Here is a 15,356-nt window from a genome sequence, read left to right on the forward strand (position 1 = left end):
GCTCAGATCACTTCGGCGCCATGCGGATCGCGCCGTCGAGGCGGATCGTCTCTCCGTTGAGCATCGGGTTCGCAACGATCGACTCGACGAGCTGCGCGTATTCGGCGGGCTTGCCCAGCCGCGCGGGGTGAGGCACGGACTTCCCCAGCGATTCCTGCGCCTCGGCGGGCAGTCCCGCCATCATCGGGGTCTCGAAGATGCCGGGGGCGATCGTCACGACGCGGATGAGGGAGGCGGCGAGTTCGCGCGCCATCGGCAGGGTCACCGCGGCCACGGCGCCCTTCGACGCGGAGTAGGCGATCTGTCCGATCTGGCCGTCGAACGCCGCGACCGAGGCGGTGTTGACGATGACGCCGCGCTCTTCGCCGACCGGCTCCTCCTGCTGCATCGCAGCGGCGGCGAGACGGCAGACGTTGACGGTGCCGACGACGTTGATGGCGAGGACCTTGGTGAACGCGTCGAGGGGCAGCGGGCCCTTCTTCGACACGAGCTTGCCCGGGGTCGCGACACCCGCGCAGTTGACGACGATGCGCAGGGAGCCGAGTCCGGTGGCCGTGTCGACGGCCGCCTGCACCTGAGCTTCGTCGGTGACGTCAGCGGCGACGAAGTGGGCGCGGTCGCCGAGTTCGCGGGCCACCTGCTCCCCCACCTCGGCGTTGAGGTCGACCATGACGACCTGCGCCCCGCCGGCGAGCAGCGCCTCCGTGGTGGCGCGGCCGAGCCCCGAGGCTCCGCCGGTGACCAGGGCGACTGTGTCTGTGATGTCCATGGGATTCCTTCGCGTCGGGGACGGCGGGGATCGCGGCGCCGGGTCCGGCGCTGAGCGATCGTTCACTGATCCGACCCTACCCCAGCGGTGTCGTCCAGATCACAGGGGGTCACTCGCCGAGGCGGTGCCCGGCCTCCGCGGCCACCGGAGTTCCCGGCGCCGAGGTCCGACCGCCTCGGCGAGGTTGCCCGGACACGACACAGCCCGCCTGCCGCGGACATGGCAGGCGGGCTGGGTCATTCGCTCAGACGGCGACGGAGGCGGCGTCCTCGCGGACGCCCTTGAGCGCGCCGCCCCAGGCGACAAGGTCATCGACCATCGAGGTGAACGGTGCGGCGGACACCTCGGTGGGGGTGAAGGTGCCGTCGGTGACATCGGTGAAGATGCTGAAGGAGGCCTGGTCGCGGACGACGGCGACCTTGTAGTTGGCGAGGATGTGGCGCAGGTGCTCGGCCGCGCGCACGCCCTTGTCGGCTCCGTAGTTGACGATGCCGGCGACCTTGTGGTTGAACTCGGCGGCGACGAAGTCGAGTGCGTTCTTCAGCGAGCCGGAGATCGAGTGGTTGTACTCAGGCGTGACGAAGATGAAGGCGTCGAACTCGTCGAGCTTCGCCGCCCAGGCCTTGGTGTGGGCGTTCGCGTACATCTGGGCACCTGCGGGAATGACCTCGTCGAGGAGCGGGAGGTCGAAGTCGGCGAAGTGGACGACCTCGGCGCTGACATCGTCGCGGACGTCGAGCTGGTCCTTGACCCAGGCGACGACCTGCGGATTGAGGGCCTGGGGACGGTTGGTGCCGGGAATGATCGCGACTTTGAGCATGAATGTCCTTCGCTGTCTGTCGATGGTGAGCGGTGGACCGGCGACGTCCGCCGCCGGAACCGGGCCGACGCCGGAGATGACGACGGCTCCAACGACTGGCAACATGCTTGAAACTTTAATCATTCCGAAGTTGCAGGGTGACGGTCCTCACAGTGGGGTTCTGCGGTATTGTCGAGGGGCGAGTGAACCCACTTGAAAGAATGTTCGATCCCCAATGACCGAGGAGCGTGGTCACGTGAGAGCAACGAACGGCCGCAACAACATCCTCCGGTCGGCCCGCGACACCTTCGCGACGAAGGGCTTCGACGGTGCGTCGATCCGCGACATCGCCCAGGCGGCGGGGCTGAGCCTCTCCGCCCTCTACTACTACTTCCCGTCGAAGCAGGAAGCCCTCTACGAACTCGTCCACACCGCGTACACGTGGTACATCGAGCACAGCAGGGCCGTCATCGCCGAGGTGGACGACGATCCCGTCGACCAGCTCGCCGTCTCCGTTCGCTACCTCTCCCGCTACCGCATGGCGAACGTGTCGGTGTCGACGGTGCTGCTGCGCGACACCGAGCGCCTGGGCGGGGAGAACGCCGCCCGGATCAAGACGCTGCAGCGGGAGGCGAGGGACATCCTCGGCGACATCATCCAAGCGGGCATCGACTCGGGTGCGTTCCGGGTCAGCCACGCGCAGCTCGCGACCCGGGCGATCCTCTCGATCTGCAATTCGCTCTCGATCTGGTTCCGGCCCGGCGGTGAGCTCGACTCCGAGCAGATCGAGCGCGAGTTCACGCTCTACGCGCTGCGCATCGTCGGCATCGACGCCGACGAGGCCGAACTCGACCGTCTCCTTGCGCTGCCCGTCAACGAGGCGGGCATGCTCGACTTCATCTCCGACGGCAAGTAGGAGAGTCCGCACGGCCGCCTTCCAGGCGCTGCGTCACCCTGCGCAGGGTGACGCAGCGCCCGGAAGGCAGCTGCTGCGTTACGCCCCGGCGGCGACCCGCAGCTGCCGCGCGAGTTCGCGCCGCTCCTTCTGCTCGACCGGGTCGGGCACCGGCAGGGAGGCGATGAGCCGCTTCGTGTAGTCGTTGCTCGGCGCCCCGAGCACCTTCTCGCCAGTGCCCTCCTCGAGCAGCCGGCCGTGGTAGAGCACGCCGATGCGATCCGAGAGCATGTCGACGACGGCGAGGTCGTGGCTGATGAAGAGCGCCGCGAAGTCGAACCGGTTCTGCAGATCGACGAAGAGCTCGAGCACCTTCGCCTGCACCGACACATCGAGGGCCGAGGTCGGCTCGTCGGCGATGAGCAGCTCGGGGTCGAGGGCGAGGCCGCGTGCCAGCGACGCCCGCTGCCGCTGTCCGCCGGAGAGCTCGTGCGGGTAGCGCCCCGCATACTCCGCCGGCAGCTGCACGGAGTCGAGGAGCTCGAGCACCCGGGACTGCCGGTCGCGTGCGGTCATCTCGCGACGGTGGATCGCGAACGGCTCGGCGATGCACTCCCCGATCGTCAGGTGCGGGTTGAACGACGCCGCCGGGTCCTGGAAGACGAACCCGATGCGCTTGCGGATCGGCCGGAAGCCGCCCTCTCTGAACCCGACCATCTCATGTCCGAGGACGCTGAGGCTCCCGCCGCTGGCCCGCGTCAGACCCGCGATCGCCCGGCCGATCGTCGTCTTGCCCGACCCCGACTCGCCGACGAGGCCGTAGACCTCGCCCGCCCTGATGTCGAAGCTCACCGAGCTCACGGCGTGGAAGTCCGGGCGCCCGATGCCGCCGGGGTAGACGATGTCGAGGTCCTTGGCGACGACGACGGAGTCCCTCGCCGAGGCGGTCGCCCGGTCCCGCTCCTCCCCCGCGGCGGGCGCGGTCGCCGGGTCCCGCTCCTCGACGACGGCAGCTTTCCGACTGCCGGCGGCGGCCTTCCGACTGCCGGCGACGGTCGAGCCGAGCTTCGGCACGGCGGCGAGCAGGTCGCGGGTGTACTGCTCCTTCGGCTCGCTGAAGAGCGTGCCCACCGGGGAGACTTCGATGAGGTCGCCGCGGTACATCACGGCCACCCGGTCGGCGAGGTCGGCGACGACGCCCATGTTGTGGGTGATGAGGACGATCGCGGTGCCCGTGGTGTCCCGCAGGTCGCGGAGCAGATCGAGGATCTCGGCCTGCACCGTGACGTCGAGGGCGGTCGTCGGCTCGTCGGCGACGATGAGCTTGGCCCCGAGCGCCAGCGCCATCGCGATGACGATGCGCTGCTTCTGACCGCCGGAGAACTGGTGCGGGTAGTAGTCGAAGCGGTTGGCGGCATCGGGGATCCCGACCTGCTCCATCGCCGCGATCGCCTTGGCCCTGAGCTCGGAGCGGCTCGCCCGCCGATGGTGGGCCCGCAGCCCCTCGGCGATCTGCCAGCCCACCGTGAACACGGGGTTGAGCGCCGTCGAGGGCTCCTGGAAGACCATGGCGACATCGGAGCCGCGCATCTGCCGCAGCTGTTCGGGCGCGACGCTGAGCACGTTGCTGCCCGAGAGCACGACGGCGCCCGTGCGCTGCGCGGTCTCCGGCAGCAGTCCGAGGATCGACCGGGCGGTCACGGTCTTGCCCGAGCCGGATTCGCCGACGATCGCGAGCACTTCGCCGGGACGCACCTCGAGTGAGAGGTCCTTGACCGCGTGGACCTCACCGGCGTCGGTGGAGAAGGTGACGTCGAGGTGGTCGACGTCGAGGATCGGATTGTCGTTCGCACTCATGCTTCGGCCTTTCGATCGCGTGCACCGGCGGCGCCGGCCTTCGTCTTCGCCTTCCGCCGCACCCGCAGGCGCGGGTCGTTGAGGTCGTTCATCGACTCCCCGACGAGCGTGATGCCGAGCACCGTGAGCACGATCGCCAGACCCGGGTAGACCGAGGTCCACCACACGCCGCTCGTGACGTCGGGCAGCGCCTTGTTGAGGTCGTAGCCCCATTCCGCCGCCGAGGTGGGTTCGATGCCGAATCCGAGGAACCCGAGTCCGGCGAGGGTGAGGATCGCCTCGGACGAGTTGAGGGTGAAGATCAGCGGCAGCGTGCGCGTCGCGTTGCGGAAGATGTGCTTGCCGATGATCCGCGTCTTCGACGCCCCGAGGACGATCGCCGATTCGACGAAGGGCTCGGCTTTGAGCCGCAGGGTCTCGGCGCGGACGACGCGGAAGTACTGCGGGATGAAGACGACGGTGATGGACAGCGCCGCCGCGGCGATGCCGCCCCACGCGCTCGACTGCCCGCCGGAGATCGCGATCGCCATGACGAGCGCGAGCAGCAGGGTCGGGAACGCGTAGACGGCGTCGGCGATGACGACGAGGATCCGGTCGAGCCACCCACCGAGGTAGCCGGAGATCAGGCCGAGGGCGACGCCGAGGAAGAGGGAGGCGACGACGGCGACGACGATGACGGCGACCGCGGTCTGGGCTCCCCAGATGACCCGGGAGAACACGTCGTAGCCGCCGACGGTCGTGCCCCAGATGTGCTCGGCGCTCGGCGGCAGCGTGGCCCCGAAGTTCCCCTCGGAGGTGCCGAGCTGGTTGTACCCGTAGGGGGCGATGAGCGGCGCGAAGACCGCGCAGATGAGGACGAGCCCGCAGAGCACGAGACCCGTGACGAGCATGCCCCGCTGCAGACCGACGGACTGGCGCAGATGGGAGACGATGGGCAGCCGGTTGAACCACGACTTCTTCGCCTTCTCATCGAGGACGACGGCGGGGACACCGGTGCCGGGGGCCGCCTCGGCGAAGGACTCCTGGGCGCTCTCCGGCGCTTCGGTGATCCCGGTCTTCTCCGGGTGGGATGTGGACATCAGTACCTCACTCGGGGGTCGATGAAGGCGGCGATGACGTCGACGAGGAAGTTCGTGAACGCCACGATGACGGCGAGGAACACGACGATGCCCTGGACGGCGACGAAGTCGCGGGCGGTGAGGTACTCGGCGAGCTTGAAGCCGAGGCCCTTCCATTCGAACGTCGTCTCGGTGAGCACGGCGCCGGCGAGCATGAGCGCGATCTGCATGCCCATGACGGTGATGATCGGGATCAGCGCGGGCCGGTAGGCGTGCTTCGTGACGAGGCGGAACTCGGAGATCCCGCGGGAGCGGCCGGAGTCGATGTACTGCTGGCCGAGCGTGCCGATGAGGTTCGTGCGCACGAGGCGGAGGAAGACGCCGGCGGTGAGGATGCCGAGCGCCACGGCCGGGAGGACCGCGTGGGCGAGGACGTCGCCGAGGACCTCGAAGTTGCCGATGCGGATCGCGTCGATGATGTAGAAGCGGGTGGGATCGACGACCCCGGACATGATGTATTCGGTCTCCGTCGTGCCGCGCCCCGCCACCGGGAGGATCGGCCAGAAGACGCCGAAGATGAGCTTGAGGATCATGCCGGCGAAGAACACCGGGGTCGCATAGCCGAGGATCGCGAGGATGCGCAGCACCGCATCGGGGGTCTTGTCGCGCTTGTACGCGGCGATCATGCCGAAGGGGATGCCGATGATGAACGCGACGATGAGCGCGTAGAAGACGAGTTCGACGGTCGCCGCCCCGTACGTGAGGAGCACCTCGGTGACGGGCTGGCCGTCGGAGACGGTGGTCCCGAAGTCACCGCGGAGCAGATTGCCCATGTACTCGAAGTACTGGACGAGGATCGGCCGGTCGTAGCCGGCGGCGGCGACGCGTTCGGCCAGCTGCTCCCGGGTCAGGCGCCCGCCGAGTGCCGCGGTGATCGGGTCGCCGGTGATCCGCATGAGGAAGAACACCAGGGTGGTGAGGATGAAGATGGTCGGGATGATGAGGAGGAAGCGGATGAGGACGTAGCGTCCCAGGCCGCTTCCCGGGGCCTTCTTGACCGCGGCGGTCGGCTCGGCCGCCTCGGGTTGGCTGATGGCTGCAGACATGGTTCCTTCGATGTGTCGTCGTGACAGGATCGCCGTCGTGAACGAGCGGAGTCGCGGATGCGCCGCCGGGCGCACGCGCTACCGAGGTGCAGGCAAGCGGTCGGCTCACCTGCACCTCGGTGGCGACGGTCAGGGATGTGACCGTCGCTGCTCGGTGCCGCCTCGGCGCGGGCCGGGACGGGTCACGAGTCGCGTGGTGCTCACTTGCTCAGCAGCGCCAAGCGGAACTGGAACGCGGGGTCGAGGGTCTCCTCGACGCCCTTGACGTCCTTGCCAGACACGGCGATCTGGTTGCCCTGGAGCAGCGGCAGCGTCGGCAGCTGCTCGGAGAGCTGGTCCTGGATCGTGCCCAGCTCCTTCTCGCGTTCGGCCTTGTCGGCGGTCGACGCCTGATCCGTGAGCTCCTTGTTGATCTGGTCGTCACGGAAGTGGTTGGCGAGGAAGCTCGGCGTCTCATCCGTGTCGTAGAAGAACGGCACGAGGTAGTTGTCGGCGTCCGAGTAGTCGGGGAACCACCCGAGCTGGTACATCGGGTAGACGTCGGAGGTGCGGTCCTCGGAGTACTGGACCCATTCCGTCGACTGGAGGTTGACGTTGAACAGCCCGGTCTTGTCGAGCTGATCCTTGATGAGCGCGTACTCATCGCCCGAGGACGGACCGTAGTGGTCAGGGTTGTACTGGAGGTTGAGGTCGACGGGCGTCTGCACTCCCGCGTCCTCGAGAGCCTTCTTCGCCTTCTCGACGTCCGCTCCGCCCTGGCCGTCGCCGTACGCGGACTTGAGCGCCTCGTTCGCCCCCGGCAGCCCGTCGGGGACGAAGGAGTAGAGCGGGGTGTAGGTGTCCTTGTAGACCTGGCTCGCGATCGCCTGGCGGTCGATCGAGTCGGCCATCGCCTGGCGCACGGCCAGCGCCTTCTTCTCGTCGGGGTCGTCGGTCTTCGCACCGAAGGGCATCGTGTCCATGTTGTAGACGATGTAGCGGATCTCGCCGCCGGGGCCCTTGTGGACGGTGAGGTTCTCGTCCTTGCCGAGGTCCTCGATGTCGGTCGCCGACAGCGAGCGCCAGGCGACGTCGATCGTGCCCTTCTGGACGTCGAGCTTCATGTTGTTCGCGTCCGAGTAGTACCGCATCTGCACGCTGTCGGTCTTCGCCGGCTCGACGTAGCCCTGATAGTCCGGGTACGCCTTGTACGTGATGAGCTCGTTGAACTTGAAGCTGTCGATCGTGTAGGGACCCGAGAACGCCTCGGCGTCGACGATCTCCTGGTCCGGGGTGAGCGCGTCGGGCGAGAAGACGTCCTCGTCGACGATCGGTCCCGCCGCCGAGGCGAGCACGCCCGGCCAGGTCTGGTCGTTCTCCCGCTTGAGGTTGAACACGACCGTCTTGTCGTCGGGGGTCTCCACCGATTCGAGCCCGCCGAGGAGGGACGACGGTCCGTTGGGATCCTGGATCTTGAGCTGGCGGTCGAAGGAGAACTTCACATCAGAGGAGGTGAGGTCGTTGCCGTTGGCGTATTTGAGACCGTCCTTGAGCTTGACCTCGTACTTCGTCGGCTCGGTGAAGTCGGCCGATTCGGCGATCGAGGGGTTGAGCTCGGCGGTGCCGGGCTTGTAGGCGAGGATGAACGGATAGATCTGCTGCTCGACGAGCGAGGAGCCGTTGTCGTACGCTCCGGCCGGGTCGAGTGCGACCACTTTGTCAGTGGTGCCGACTGTCAGCGCGCTGCCGTCGCCGCCGGCGTCGCTGCCGGTGGTCGAGGTCGAGCATGCCGAGAGAAGCAGGGCGCCGGCGGCAGCGAGCGCTGCGGCCTTCACACCAGTTCGACGATTCATTGTGTTCCTGTCTTCCACGTGTGCTCTCCGTGTCGTCTTTGCTCGGAGAGATCCGGGTCACATCTTACGGATACCGTCCCAAATAGTGAACTGCCCCACAGAAAATGGTTGATGTCGAAACCATTTCGCAACCTCGCGATCCGCGGATCGACGGGCCTCACCGGCGAATTTGCGTCCCAGCTCACAATCGGCTTCACTTATGAGGTGGCTCACAGCCTAGCCACATCATTCTCTTGGGTAGGGTCCCTTGCGACGTGGCGCACCTGCTGCCCCCGCCGCCCCGGCACCCTCCGACGAAACAACGATTGGAAGAACGTGTCCGCAGTCATCGAATGGCTCAATGGGATCATCTGGTCATCCGCACTCGTGTACCTCTGCCTCGGTGCCGGTGTCTACTTCACCATCCGGTCCCGCGCCGTCCAGATCCGCAAGATCAAGTCGATCTTCACGCAGATGTTCCGGGGCAGGAGCTCCGAGGACGGCGTCTCGTCGTTCCAGGCGCTGTCGATGTCGCTGGCCGGACGCGTCGGCGTCGGCAACATCGCCGGCGTCGCCACGGCGATCGGCTTCGGCGGACCCGGTGCCGTCGTGTGGATGTGGATCTCCGCCCTCCTCGGCGCCTCGACCTCCTACGTCGAATCGACGCTGGGTCAGACATACAAGGAGAAGGACCCCAAGACCGGCGAGTACCGCGGCGGTCCGGCCTTCTACCTCGAGAAGGCCTACGAGTACACGCGCTTCGGGAAGTTCTTCAAGGTCTACGGCTTCGTCTTCGCCGCCGTCACGGTCCTCGCGATGTCGTTCCTCCTGCCCGGCGTCCAGTCGCGGGCCATCGGCGGTGCGGTGACGAACGCATGGAACCTGCCGACCTGGGTCACGGCGCTCGCCCTCGTCGTCATCATGGCCTTCATCGTCATCGGCGGCGTCAAGCGCATCGCGCACTTCGCGTCACTGGCCGTGCCGTTCATGGCCGTCATCTACATCCTCGCCGCGATCGCGGTGACCTTCCTCAACGCCGACCAGATCGTGCCCGTCATCGAGCTGATCTTCAAGTCCGCGTTCGGCATCGACACGAGCACGCAGGCGGCCTTCGGCGGCATCATGGGCCTCGCCGTCCAGTGGGGTGTCCAGCGCGGCATCTACTCCAACGAGGCCGGTCAGGGCACCGGTCCCCACGCCGCGGCCGCCGCCGAGGTGTCCCACCCGACCAAGCAGGGCCTCGTCCAGGCCGGTTCGGTCTACATCGACACCCTCTTCGTCTGCTCGGCCACGGCCTTCATGATCCTGTCGACCGGCATGTACCGCGTGCTCAGCCCCGAAGGCGAGATCATCGGCTCGGGTCGCGGGCAGCTCGTCGAGTCCCTCGAGACGACACCGGGCGAGGGCTGGCCGCAGTCGGGTCTCGACTCGATCTTCCCGGGCATCGGCGCGAGCTTCATCGCGATCTCGATCTTCCTCTTCGCGCTCACCACGATCGTCGCCTACTACTACATGGCGGAGACGAACCTCGTCTACCTGCTCGGCAAGTTCAAGAACCCCGTGTTCCTCACGATCGGCACCCGCGCCCTGCAGGTGCTCATCCTCATCGCCGTCGCGATCGGCGTGATGAACGACAACCCCGGTGATGCGTGGGCGCTCGGCGACATCGGCGTCGGCGCCATGGCGTGGCTCAACATCGTCGGCATCCTCATCCTCCAGCAGCCGGCCTTCAAGCTGCTGCGGGACTTCGAGCGGCAGCAGAAGCTCGGCCTCGACCCCGAGTTCGACCCCCAGGCCGTCGGCATCAGGAATGCGACGTTCTGGGAGGAGCGCTGGGCGCGGATGAAGGCCGGCGAGCAGGTGCCGCAGGGCTGAGTGCCGCGCGGTTCGGGGCACTGCACCGGCTGAATGCCCTGAACCGTGCGCACCGGCTGCCGGCACGAGACCGTGCGCTCCGGCTGCCGGCGCGAGACAGCCCACCTGTTGCAGGCGCGGCACTGAGACGACGAGGCCCGGGACAATGGCGTCCCGGGCCTCGTGCCGTCTCGACTCAGACGGCGGGCAGGTGCTGGGTGATGCAGTGGATCCCGCCGCCGTAGGCGAAGATGTCCCGCGCATCGACGCCGACGATCTCGCGCCCCGGGTACGCCTCGGCGAGCCGGTCGAGCGCGAGGGCATCGTTGGGGTCGTCGAAGGTGCACGCGATGACCGCCCCGTTGGTGACGAGGTGATTGACGTAGCTGTAGTCGGTCCACCCCTCCTCGTCGCGGACCCGCTCGGGAGCGTCGAGCTCGATCACCCTCCACGGCTGACCGTCACGCGCCGAGGCGGCGGCGAGGACCTCGTCGTAGACAGGACCGAGGTGGTGGTCGGGGTGACGGGGGTCCCGCTGCCGGTGGATGAGCACCGTGTGCTCGTCGGGCAGGGTCGCGACGATGTCGATGTGACCGCGGGTGCCGAAGCGCTGGGAGTCCCGGTGCAGCCCGCGCGGGAACCAGATCGTGCGGTCGACGCCGAGGGTGCGCCGCAGCTCCGCCTCGATCTCATCCCGTGACCAGCTCGGGTTGCGGAAGCGGTCGAGCTGGACGGTGTCGGTGACGAGCACGGTCCCGGCTCCGTCGACGTGGATCCCGCCGCCCTCGTTGACGAGCTCGGAGTCGACCACCTCGGCGCCGGCATGTGCGGCGACGATGCGACCGATCTCCCTGTCCTTGCCCCACCGCGCCCATTCCTGCTGACCCCACCCGTTGAACGTCCAGTCCACCGCGCCGAGGCGGCCGCCGTCGCCGATGACGAAGGTCGGTCCGATGTCACGCATCCACGCGTCGTCGAGCGGTGCGGTGAGCAGCTCGATGTCCGCGGTCAGCATCGCCTCGGCGGCGGCGCGGTCGTCAGGGTCGACGACCATCGTCACGGGCACGAAGTCCTGGGTCGCGTGGGCGACGGCCGTCCACGCCCGGCGGGCGTCCTCGGCATCGCCGAAGGACAGTCCGCGGGACGGGAACGCCATGTAGACGCGGTCGTGCGGGGCGGTCTCGCTCGGCATCCGCCAGCGCGGGCTCGAGTCGGCCGCGGGAGTTCCGGTCGCTGTCGTGGTCTCGGTGTTCGTCATCTCGTCATCCTTGGGGTGTCTGTGGGGTCGCCGTGCTGGTCGGCGGTGGGGTGGTCTCGCGGGTGGTTTTGCGTGCGGTCGCCGCGTCGAGGATGGAGGCGGCGCCGAGGCGGATGAGCCGCTGCGCCTCCGCGGTGTCGAGCTGGTCGCTCAGCCACCGTCCCGAGATCCCCTCGACGAGCACGGTGAGGAGGGTCGCGGTTTCGGCCACGACCGCCTCGGTGAGGCCGAGGGAGCGCAGGAGCGGGCCGAAGCGCTTCTCCCATTCCTCCGTCGTCGCGGCCAGCGGGCCGCGGAGTTCGGCTTCGAAGACGGCGATCGCGCGGATCTCGTTCCAGACGACGGAGTCCCCGCGGAGGCCGGCGGCGTCACCGACCTCGCCGACGAGCTGGTCGATGATGATGTCGACGTCGTCGCCACCGGTCGCCGGGTGGAGCACGCGCTCTTCGACGGCCTGGTTGACGGAGTCGATCGTGGCCGTGAGCAGGCCTGCGCGGTCCTCGAAGTGGTAGTAGACGAGTCCGAGGGAGACGCCGGCCCGTTTCGCGACGTTCTGCACCCGCAGCCCGCGCACTCCGTTCTCAGCGATCTCCTCGCGGGTGGCTTCGAGGATCCGCGCGCTTGCATCCGGTTTCGCCATGGTCGGCCCCGCCTCTCTCATCGGCGCGCCTCCTCGGCGAGCGCCGGTACGTCGTCGTCGACACCAGTCTCCGGCCACACCCGCAGCGCACACAAATAGAGTCCCCCGCCGACGATCATCGAGACCGGCAGGCTGATGTCCACGCCCCCGGCGACGTCGGCCAGCGGTGCCGCATAGAGCTCGTTCTGCACGGTGAGGAGGCCGGCGCTCGCGCCGACGAGGAACGGGATGACCGCCCGCAGGTTCCAGCCGCGGGAGAACCAGTACCGTCCGCCGCTCAGCCCGAACCCGAACCGCTGGAGGGCGACCGGGTCGTAGCGGCCCCGGCGGGCGACGAGGAAGCCGATGCCGTTGATGACGACCCACGTTCCGGCGAACGCGTTGAGCACGACGGTCATCGCGGTGATCGAGGAGATCGCGTCGGCGGCGATGACGCCGAGGTACATGACGACGACGGCGATGCCCGAGGTGATGAGCGTCGTCTGGGTCCGCGTGAGGCGGGGAATGATCGATTCGAGGTCGAGTCCGCTGGCGTAGATGTTGATGACGCCCTGACCGAAGCCGCCGAAGACGGCGAGCACGAGCAGCGGGACGAGGTACCAGGTCGGGGCCGCGGCGACGAGATCGGCGACATAGGACTCCGAGAGCACCGGGAACGTCGAGGCGGTGAACGCGCCGAAGACCGCGGTTGCGAAGAGGCCGGTGAAGATCCCCGCCGAGGCGGCCAGAGCCACCTGCCGGTCGCTGAATCTCCGCGGAGAGATCCGCCGCGTGTAGTCGCCGACCGACGGCGCATAGGAGAGGGGACCGCCGATCGAGATCGTCACCGCGAAGAGCCACGTCGGCCAGAAGTCGCCGAGGAGGTAGTCGGCGGCCGGCGCCGCGGGGTCGAATCCGGGAGCGTAGGCGAGGACACCGAGGCAGAGCAGGATCCCGGCGACGGGGATGATGACCTTCTGCAGGGCGACGATCGTCCCATGTCCGAAGAGGGCGATGAGCACGACCTCGACGGCGATGATCGCGTAGCCGATGAGGAACGCCGTGTCGTTCTGCGCGGTCCCGAAGAGGCGGTGCGCTCCGGCGACGAGCGCCTCCCCGGAGGTCCACACGGCGATCGCCGCATAGGCGATGGCGAAGAGGAGCGTCAGCGTCGACCCGAGCAGGCGCCCGCGCATCCCGAAGTGGGCGCCGCTCGAGACGGGATTGTTCGTGCCCGTACGGGTGCCCAGCAGCGTCATCGGCACCATGAGTCCGAGCCCGATGACGAGACCGACGGCGCTCGAGGCGACCGCCTGCCAGAAGCTGAGCCCGAAGGAGATCGGCAGCCACCCGAAGATCACCACGGACAGGGCGAGGTTGCCGCCGACGAAGACGCGGAAGAGGTTTCCCGGCGTCGATCGGCGCGCCGCGATCGGCACGAAGTCGACGCCTGCGCGTTCGACGCGACCGAACCGGTCCGCCTTCCCTCCCACGTCGCGGGCTGCGCCCGGGGTCTGCGCACGTCGTTGTGCTGAGTTCGCCATCTCACTCCTTTGGAAACGTCGTCGTGTCGGCTATCGTAATACTGACTGAATTTTCAGTCAATGAATAACATCGCCATTGAGACCGGGAGCAATGATGACCCCAGTGCCGCCGACCATCACGATCGCCGAACTCCGCGCACAGCTGACTGCGGGCGCGATCTCCGCCGCAGAGCTGCTGGATGTCCACCTCGCCCGCATCGCGGCCGATCCCGCCCTCAATGCCGTCGTCGTCGACAACCCGGCGGCCCATGCCGCGGCCGCGGAGTCCGACCGCAGGCTCGCCGACGGCACAGCCCGCCCTCTCGAGGGAATCCCCTTCACCGTCAAGGACTCGTTCATGGTCGCCGGCCTCACGGTCGCCGCAGGATCCCCGGCGTTCGCCGACCTCGAAGCCCGGTGGGATGCGTTCTCAGTCGCGCGCCTCCGCGCGGCGGGCGCGGTGCTCATCGGCAAGACGACGATGCCGCCGCTCGCCGACGGGGGCATGCAGCGCGGTCTCTACGGGCGTGCGGAGAGCCCCTTCAACCGGGACTTCCTCGCCGCCGCCTACGCCTCAGGGTCGTCGAACGGCTCGGGCGTCGCCGTGGCCGCCTCACTCTGCCAGTTCGGCCTCGGGGAGGAGACCGTGTCGTCGGGCCGCAGCCCCGCCTCGAACAACGGCATCGTCGCCTACACCCCCTCGCGCGGACTCATCTCCCTGCGCGGGAACTGGCCGCTGTTCCCCACTCGCGACGTCGTCGTCCCGCACACGAAGTCCGTCACCGACCTCCTCGAGGTGCTCAACGTCCTCGTCGCCGACGATCCCGAGACGCGCGGGGACTTCTGGCGACTCCAGACCGCCGTCCCGCTGCCGCGACCGAGCGAGTGGCGCCCCGCGGACTTCCGGGCCATCGGCCGGCCCGGCATGCTCGCCGGGGCGCGGCTCGCGGCCCCTCGCCGCTACCTCGGCGCGGATTCCCTCATCGAGGTCCACCCCGACGTGCGCGCCCTGTGGGAGGACACGCGGGCGCGTCTCGAAGCGGCAGGGGCGACGGTCGTCGAGACCGATTTCCCACTCATCGACGAGTACGAGGGCACGAGTCCGACCCATGAGAGGCTCGCCGAGGCGGCCGACCTCCCCCGCGGCTGGATGGAGCACGAATTCACCACCCTGCCCGCCTTCGGCTGGGACGACTTCCTCCGCGCGAACGGGGATCCGGCACTGGACAGCCTCGTCAAGGCCGACCCCGCCCTGCTCTTCCCGCTGCCGGCCGGTACGCTGCCCGATCGCTATCCGGAGGTCGCCGACAACCTCAATCGCTACGACGACATCGTCGCCGTCGCCCGCGCCCACCCCTCCGGCATCGACGTCACTGCGATCCCCGGGTTCGCCGAGGCGCTCGGGGAGCTCGAGGACCTCCGCGTCCGGCTGCTCGAGGACTGGCTCGACGATGAGGGCTTCGACGCCGTCGTCTTCCCCGCGAACGCGGACGTCGGAGGTGCCGACGCCGATCGCGATCCCGCCTCGGCTGACCTCGCGTGGCGCAACGGAACGCACTACTCGAACGGCAACCTCGCGCTGCGCCATCTCGGGGTGCCCACGGTGACGACGTCGATGGGAACGATGGCGTCGACGGGGATGCCGGTTGGCGTCACGTTCGCCGGCGCCGCCTACACGGATGCGACGCTGCTCGGCCTGGCATGGGACTTCGAGCGGGTGCGGGGTCCGCGCCCGCTGCCGCCGATCGACGAGCACTGGGAGTTCGCCGCCGGAACCGAGCCGACCGCCTGAGTTCCGGAGTTTCGG

Annotated in this window: 12 protein-coding genes; 3 read left to right on the top strand and 9 right to left on the bottom strand. The window is 68.4% G+C overall.

The window, feature by feature from the left end; all coding sequences use genetic code 11:
- Window positions 1-7: 7 nt before the first annotated feature.
- Window positions 8-769 (bottom strand): 3-hydroxyacyl-CoA dehydrogenase, encoded by a 762-nt coding sequence (locus ACFQ91_RS02985; protein ID WP_198499821.1) that lies wholly within the window; start codon window positions 767-769, stop codon window positions 8-10.
- A 244-nt stretch (window positions 770-1,013) separates the two neighbouring features.
- On the bottom strand, window positions 1,014-1,694 hold the full coding sequence (locus tag ACFQ91_RS02990; RefSeq protein ID WP_232623733.1) for an NADPH-dependent FMN reductase: 681 nt from the start codon (window positions 1,692-1,694) through the stop codon (window positions 1,014-1,016).
- Window positions 1,695-1,824: 130 nt separating this feature from the next.
- Between ACFQ91_RS02990 and ACFQ91_RS02995 the strand changes: the two genes are divergently transcribed.
- Window positions 1,825-2,484: a TetR/AcrR family transcriptional regulator gene (locus ACFQ91_RS02995; RefSeq protein ID WP_198499822.1), complete on the top strand. Its 660-nt coding sequence runs from the start codon at window positions 1,825-1,827 to the stop codon at window positions 2,482-2,484.
- A 78-nt stretch (window positions 2,485-2,562) separates the two neighbouring features.
- On the opposite strand, the gene ACFQ91_RS03000 is transcribed toward ACFQ91_RS02995, so the two are convergent.
- The 4 genes from ACFQ91_RS03000 to ACFQ91_RS03015 form a co-directional block, all read right to left on the bottom strand.
- Window positions 2,563-4,320 (bottom strand): ABC transporter ATP-binding protein, encoded by a 1,758-nt coding sequence (locus ACFQ91_RS03000; protein ID WP_198499823.1) that lies wholly within the window; start codon window positions 4,318-4,320, stop codon window positions 2,563-2,565.
- Entirely contained in the window at window positions 4,317-5,399 is a 1,083-nt protein-coding gene (locus ACFQ91_RS03005; protein WP_232623734.1) for an ABC transporter permease, read from the bottom strand. The genes ACFQ91_RS03000 and ACFQ91_RS03005 overlap by 4 nt, the downstream gene beginning before the upstream one ends.
- On the bottom strand, window positions 5,399-6,484 hold the full coding sequence (locus tag ACFQ91_RS03010; RefSeq protein WP_198499824.1) for an ABC transporter permease: 1,086 nt from the start codon (window positions 6,482-6,484) through the stop codon (window positions 5,399-5,401). The genes ACFQ91_RS03005 and ACFQ91_RS03010 overlap by 1 nt, the downstream gene beginning before the upstream one ends.
- A gap of 200 nt (window positions 6,485-6,684) precedes the next feature.
- A complete protein-coding gene (locus ACFQ91_RS03015; protein WP_198499825.1) occupies window positions 6,685-8,316 on the bottom strand; it encodes an ABC transporter substrate-binding protein in 1,632 nt (543 codons plus the stop codon).
- A 315-nt stretch (window positions 8,317-8,631) separates the two neighbouring features.
- Here ACFQ91_RS03015 and ACFQ91_RS03020 point away from each other — a divergent pair, with 315 nt between their 5' ends.
- Window positions 8,632-10,170 (top strand): sodium:alanine symporter family protein, encoded by a 1,539-nt coding sequence (locus ACFQ91_RS03020; RefSeq protein ID WP_198499826.1) that lies wholly within the window; start codon window positions 8,632-8,634, stop codon window positions 10,168-10,170.
- A 175-nt stretch (window positions 10,171-10,345) separates the two neighbouring features.
- Here the strand turns inward: ACFQ91_RS03020 and ACFQ91_RS03025 are convergent, their stop codons facing one another.
- The 3 genes from ACFQ91_RS03025 to ACFQ91_RS03035 are packed head-to-tail and all read right to left on the bottom strand — an operon-like array spanning window position 10,346 to window position 13,570.
- Window positions 10,346-11,407, bottom strand: coding sequence for an agmatine/peptidylarginine deiminase (locus ACFQ91_RS03025; RefSeq protein ID WP_232623735.1), 1,062 nt, complete (start codon window positions 11,405-11,407; stop codon window positions 10,346-10,348).
- Between the two features lie 4 nt (window positions 11,408-11,411).
- A complete protein-coding gene (locus ACFQ91_RS03030; protein ID WP_198499827.1) occupies window positions 11,412-12,047 on the bottom strand; it encodes a TetR/AcrR family transcriptional regulator in 636 nt (211 codons plus the stop codon).
- 17 nt (window positions 12,048-12,064) lie between these two features.
- Entirely contained in the window at window positions 12,065-13,570 is a 1,506-nt protein-coding gene (locus ACFQ91_RS03035; RefSeq protein ID WP_198499828.1) for a cytosine permease, read from the bottom strand.
- 94 nt (window positions 13,571-13,664) lie between these two features.
- Between ACFQ91_RS03035 and ACFQ91_RS03040 the strand changes: the two genes are divergently transcribed.
- Complete coding sequence (locus ACFQ91_RS03040) at window positions 13,665-15,341, top strand: amidase (protein ID WP_376870325.1); 1,677 nt, start codon at window positions 13,665-13,667, stop codon at window positions 15,339-15,341.
- Window positions 15,342-15,356 lie beyond the last annotated feature (15 nt).

Origin of the sequence: Brevibacterium sp. NPDC056726, from assembly GCF_042790515.1 — a bacterium.
Classification (GTDB): Bacteria; Actinomycetota; Actinomycetes; order Actinomycetales; family Brevibacteriaceae; genus Brevibacterium; species Brevibacterium sanguinis.

Excerpts from the sequence above, each read along its gene's own strand:
- ACFQ91_RS03015 (WP_198499825.1), bottom strand. The coding sequence starts at position 8,316 with ATGAATCGTCGAACTGGTGTGAAGGCCGCAGCGCTCGCTGCCGCCGGC.
- ACFQ91_RS03030 (WP_198499827.1), bottom strand. The coding sequence starts at position 12,047 with ATGGCGAAACCGGATGCAAGCGCGCGGATCCTCGAAGCCACCCGCGAG.
- ACFQ91_RS03000 (WP_198499823.1), bottom strand. The coding sequence starts at position 4,320 with ATGAGTGCGAACGACAATCCGATCCTCGACGTCGACCACCTCGACGTC.
- ACFQ91_RS02990 (WP_232623733.1), bottom strand. The coding sequence starts at position 1,694 with ATGTTGCCAGTCGTTGGAGCCGTCGTCATCTCCGGCGTCGGCCCGGTT.
- ACFQ91_RS03035 (WP_198499828.1), bottom strand. The coding sequence starts at position 13,570 with ATGGCGAACTCAGCACAACGACGTGCGCAGACCCCGGGCGCAGCCCGC.
- ACFQ91_RS03040 (WP_376870325.1), top strand. The coding sequence starts at position 13,665 with ATGACCCCAGTGCCGCCGACCATCACGATCGCCGAACTCCGCGCACAG.
- ACFQ91_RS03005 (WP_232623734.1), bottom strand. The coding sequence starts at position 5,399 with ATGTCCACATCCCACCCGGAGAAGACCGGGATCACCGAAGCGCCGGAG.
- ACFQ91_RS03025 (WP_232623735.1), bottom strand. The coding sequence starts at position 11,407 with ATGACGAACACCGAGACCACGACAGCGACCGGAACTCCCGCGGCCGAC.
- ACFQ91_RS03010 (WP_198499824.1), bottom strand. The coding sequence starts at position 6,484 with ATGTCTGCAGCCATCAGCCAACCCGAGGCGGCCGAGCCGACCGCCGCG.
- ACFQ91_RS02985 (WP_198499821.1), bottom strand. The coding sequence starts at position 769 with ATGGACATCACAGACACAGTCGCCCTGGTCACCGGCGGAGCCTCGGGG.